At 63.5% G+C, this 3,824-nt stretch carries 5 protein-coding genes; all 5 read right to left on the reverse strand.

Translation table 11 applies throughout. The features are described from left to right. Positions 1 to 171: 171 nt before the first annotated feature. Positions 172 to 891, reverse strand: coding sequence for an EAL domain-containing protein (locus tag K728_RS0110355; RefSeq protein WP_237742126.1), 720 nt, complete (start codon positions 889 to 891; stop codon positions 172 to 174). 36 nt (positions 892 to 927) lie between these two features. Continuing rightward, positions 928 to 1,890 (reverse strand): aldo/keto reductase, encoded by a 963-nt coding sequence (locus tag K728_RS0110360; RefSeq protein WP_024476646.1) that lies wholly within the window; start codon positions 1,888 to 1,890, stop codon positions 928 to 930. Positions 1,891 to 1,963: 73 nt separating this feature from the next. Beyond that, positions 1,964 to 2,380 carry a nucleoside-diphosphate kinase gene (gene ndk / locus K728_RS0110365; protein ID WP_019482854.1) on the reverse strand — a complete coding sequence of 139 codons (417 nt, stop codon included), beginning with the start codon at positions 2,378 to 2,380 and terminating at the stop codon, positions 1,964 to 1,966. Between the two features lie 47 nt (positions 2,381 to 2,427). Continuing rightward, positions 2,428 to 2,895, reverse strand: coding sequence for a DUF4233 domain-containing protein (locus K728_RS0110370; RefSeq protein WP_035747804.1), 468 nt, complete (start codon positions 2,893 to 2,895; stop codon positions 2,428 to 2,430). An 11-nt stretch (positions 2,896 to 2,906) separates the two neighbouring features. Next, a partial coding sequence (locus K728_RS19100) for a bifunctional folylpolyglutamate synthase/dihydrofolate synthase (RefSeq protein ID WP_443110961.1) occupies positions 2,907 to 3,824 on the reverse strand: 918 nt, incomplete at its 5' end.

Raw genomic sequence — 3,824 nt, forward strand, 5'->3', positions numbered from 1 at the left:
AACTGGCTCAACTGGCTCAACTGGCTCAACTGGCTCAAGATTGGTGACCCGGCTGACCTCCCGCGGTTTGGTGAGCAACCCGGTCAGGTGGGGTCAATCTGGCATCGGTGCCGGGAATGTTGACCACCGGCGTCCAGGTTCCTCACGACCCAGCCTAAAACCTGACCGCTGCTAGAGGACAGCCGCCCCGAACTGTAGCTGCGGGAGCTCCTCGAAGGCGGGCTTCGCGAACCAGTATCCCTGGAAGAGGCCGATACCGGCTGCCTTCAGGGTCGCAAACTCCGCCTCCGTCTCAATGCCTTCCGCGAGGACCGTGATACCGAACTCCCTGGACATGCCCACGATGCTGGACACAACTGTCTGCCGCGCCGGGCTGGTATCGATGCCGCGGATCAGCAACATGTCGATCTTGATCAGGTCGGGTTGGAAATCGACCAGAAGACCCAGTCCCGCGTGTCCGGCACCGAAGTCGTCGATGGCGGTGGTGAACCCATGTTTGCGGTATTCCGTGATGATGTTCGTGAGGTGGCCGGTGTCGGAGACCTCCTCGTTCTCGGTAAATTCGAACATGATTGACGACGGCGGGAAGCTGAAGCGGGCGGCGGCCCGCAGCGTCGCGCGAAGGCATGCAGCCGGTTCGTAGACAGCGTTTGGCATGAAATTGATTGAGAGCTTCAATTCCTCGCCCGCGGGGAACAGTCGTGAGGCCAGCTCGATGGCCTTGACCCGGCAATCCTGGTCGAAGCGGTACTTCTGCTCCGGCGACACCCTGGAGAGGACGTCGTAGGCGCCTTCGCCCGCGAAGCCCCTGACCAGTGCCTCGTAGCCCCAGACCCGACCAGCGACGGCGTCATAGATGGGCTGGAAGGCCATGCTGAAGTCGAAGTCCAAGGTTGACGATGTCCTGCAACCGTCGCATGCCATGGTCTAGGCGACCCGGGGGAAAATCCGGTCCAGTTCCTGAAGTTCAGTCTCTGACGGGACCCAGCACACAGCTTCGGCATTCTGTTGAATTTGCTCCGGTTTGGTGGCTCCGGCGATCACTGACGCGACGGACGGCTGGGCCGCCAGCCAGGAGAATGCTACCTGCAGTTCGGTCAGGTCACGGGCCCGGGCGAACGCTCCGAAGTCGGCCAGCTGGTTCCAGTCAGCCCCTTCGAGCAGGTTCGTCCGGGAGTGGGTCAGCCGGCTACCGGCCGGAACCTTCGAGGCACTGTATTTGCCGGTCAGCAGACCGTTCGCCAGCGGGAAGAACGGCAGCACGCCAATCCCATAGGCTTCGGCTGCCGGAACCACCTCGGCCTCGATGCTGCGCTCCAGCAGGTTCCAGTGGTTTTGCGCGGAGATGAAGGGCGTGTACCCGCCGAGCTGGGCAACAAACTCGGCTTCGGCGAGCTGCCAGCCTGCCCGGTTTGAATGGCCGATGTACCTGACCTTGCCGCTTTTGACCAGTGCGTCGAGGGCCGAAAGGGTCTCCTCGATGGGGGTCAGCGGGTCCGGTGCATGGAACTGGTAGAGATCAATAAAGTCCGTGCCCAGGCGCCGCAGTGATGCCTCGACCGCCTTCATGATGTAGCGCCGCGACCCCCTGGCACCCCAGTCCGGGCCGTTGGCACCCTTGAGGTCCAGTCCAAACTTGGTGGCGACCAGCACGTCATCGCGATTTTTGACCAAGGCTTTGCCGAGCATTTCTTCGCTCAGGCCAGGCGTCTTTCCATAGGAGTCCGCCACGTCGAAGAAGTTGATTCCCGCGTCGACAGCTGCGCCGATCACCGCGTTGGTGCCGCGCTGGGTTTCGGTTGGCGTTCCGGGGCGGCCCAGGTTGTTACATCCGAGTCCCACCACTGAGACGTTCAATCCGGAGTTGCCGAGCCTGCGATAGTCAGTCATGGCTCTACGCTACAACACCGGTTACCCGAGGCATCTTTCGGCGCCCCGGGTAACACCCGGCATCGACGAGGGGTCAGGCGAACCAGATACCGATTTCACGCTGTGCCGACTCCGCCGAGTCCGAGCCGTGGACGAGGTTCTGCTGTACCTTCAGGCCCCAGTCGCGGCCGAGGTCGCCGCGGATGGTGCCGGGTGCGGCTGCCGTCGGCTCGGTGGCGCCGGCAAGGGACCGGAATCCCTCGATAACCCGCTCGCCCTCGAAAATCGCAGCCACGATGGGTCCGCTGAGCATGAACTCGACGAGTGGTTCGAAGAAGGGCTTCCCAACATGCTCGTTGTAGTGCTCTTCGAGCATCTCGCGGCTGGCCGAGACCAGCTTGAGGTCCACCAGGGTGTATCCCTTGGCTTCCACCCGGGACAGGATGGTCCCGGACAGTGCGCGGGACACGCCGTCGGGCTTGATCAGTACAAGAGTGCGTTCAGCGCTCACAGAAGTCCTCCAAAGTGTTGGGTATGGCCAGTGGAACTCTACTAAACTTATCCTGCGGGCTCTGACCCGCCCTCCGGGTTGGCCCGCTCCCATTCGGCCTGCTGGCGGTCCCGCTCGACGTTCTCGGCGTCGAGGCGGATGCCGGTACGAATCCCGTACAGCCAGGTCAGGGCGAACAGCACCCCAATCAGGAACATGGTGGGTTCGATGAACCCGGTCGCGATGATCACCAACTGGAGAATCCAGCCGATGGCAATGCCGTAGGGCTTGGTAAGGAACGCGCATGCCCCGACCAACGCGATGGCCAATGCGATCCCCACCGAGAGGATCAGCACCGGTGAGATGGTGTCGCGCAACAGGCCGAATGCGGTCAGGGTCGCGAACAGCACCACCAGCGCCTCGAGGGTGAGGACCACCGAGGCGAAGGTGACTTTGATGGAACGCCGTTTCTTGGGCATTCCGGGTCGCCATTCGCGTTGCGCCTTGGTCATGCGACGCTTTCGATTCTGCTCCATCAGAGTCAGCCTCACTTGCCCAGCAGGGTGCGGGCTTCCCCCACCACCGTGATGGAACCGGTGATCAGGATGCCCCCTGCGAGGTCGTTGTTTTCTTCGGCCTTCATGACCGCCCATTCGAGGGCGTCATCGAGCCGCTCGGCGATGTGGACGTTTTCCTCGGCGAAACCAGCCGCCAACGCATCCTGCAGGAGCTCGGCCGCGGGAATGGCGCGGGGCGAGGTTGACTGGGTCAGGCAGATGTCCTCGAGGATGCCACCGAGTTCCTCATGCAGTTCGGCCAGGATGGCCCCCGCGTCCTTGTCCTGGAGCACACCGACCACCAGGATCAGCCGGCTGAAGTCGAAGGCTTCCTTGACCGCCGCTGCTGCTGCCTTGGCGCCGGCGGCATTGTGCGCGGCGTCGACAATGATGCTCGGTGCGGTCCGCACCACCTCGATCCGCCCCGGCGAGGTCACGGTCCGCAACCCTTCGCGGACCACCGCCGCATCAAGTTCACGGGTCCCGCCACCGATGAATGCCTCGACGGCGGCGACGGCGACGGCGGCGTTCTGCGCCTGGTGCGCCCCGTGCAGGGGCAGCAGCAGTTCCTCGTACCGGCCGGCTATCCCGTTGATGGACAGCACTTGGCCGCCGACGCCGATCGTCCGGGTTTCAACCCCGAACTCAACGCCTTCGAAGCGGAACTCAACGCCGACTTCGCGGGCCTTTTCGAGGAGCACCTGGGCTGCCTCCTGAGGTTGGGCCGCACTGATCAGGAACCCGCCGGGCTTGATGATCCCCGACTTTTCCAGCGCAATGTCGTATTCGGTCTCGCCGAGGAGTTCCGTGTGGTCCAGGGAGATCGGCGTGACGACAGCAACCTGGCCGTCGCCCACGTTGGTGGCGTCGGTGATCCCGCCGAGGCCCACCTCGATGATCGCGACGTC

Source organism: Arthrobacter sp. CAL618 (assembly GCF_000468215.1).
Taxonomy (GTDB): domain Bacteria; phylum Actinomycetota; class Actinomycetes; order Actinomycetales; family Micrococcaceae; genus Arthrobacter_D.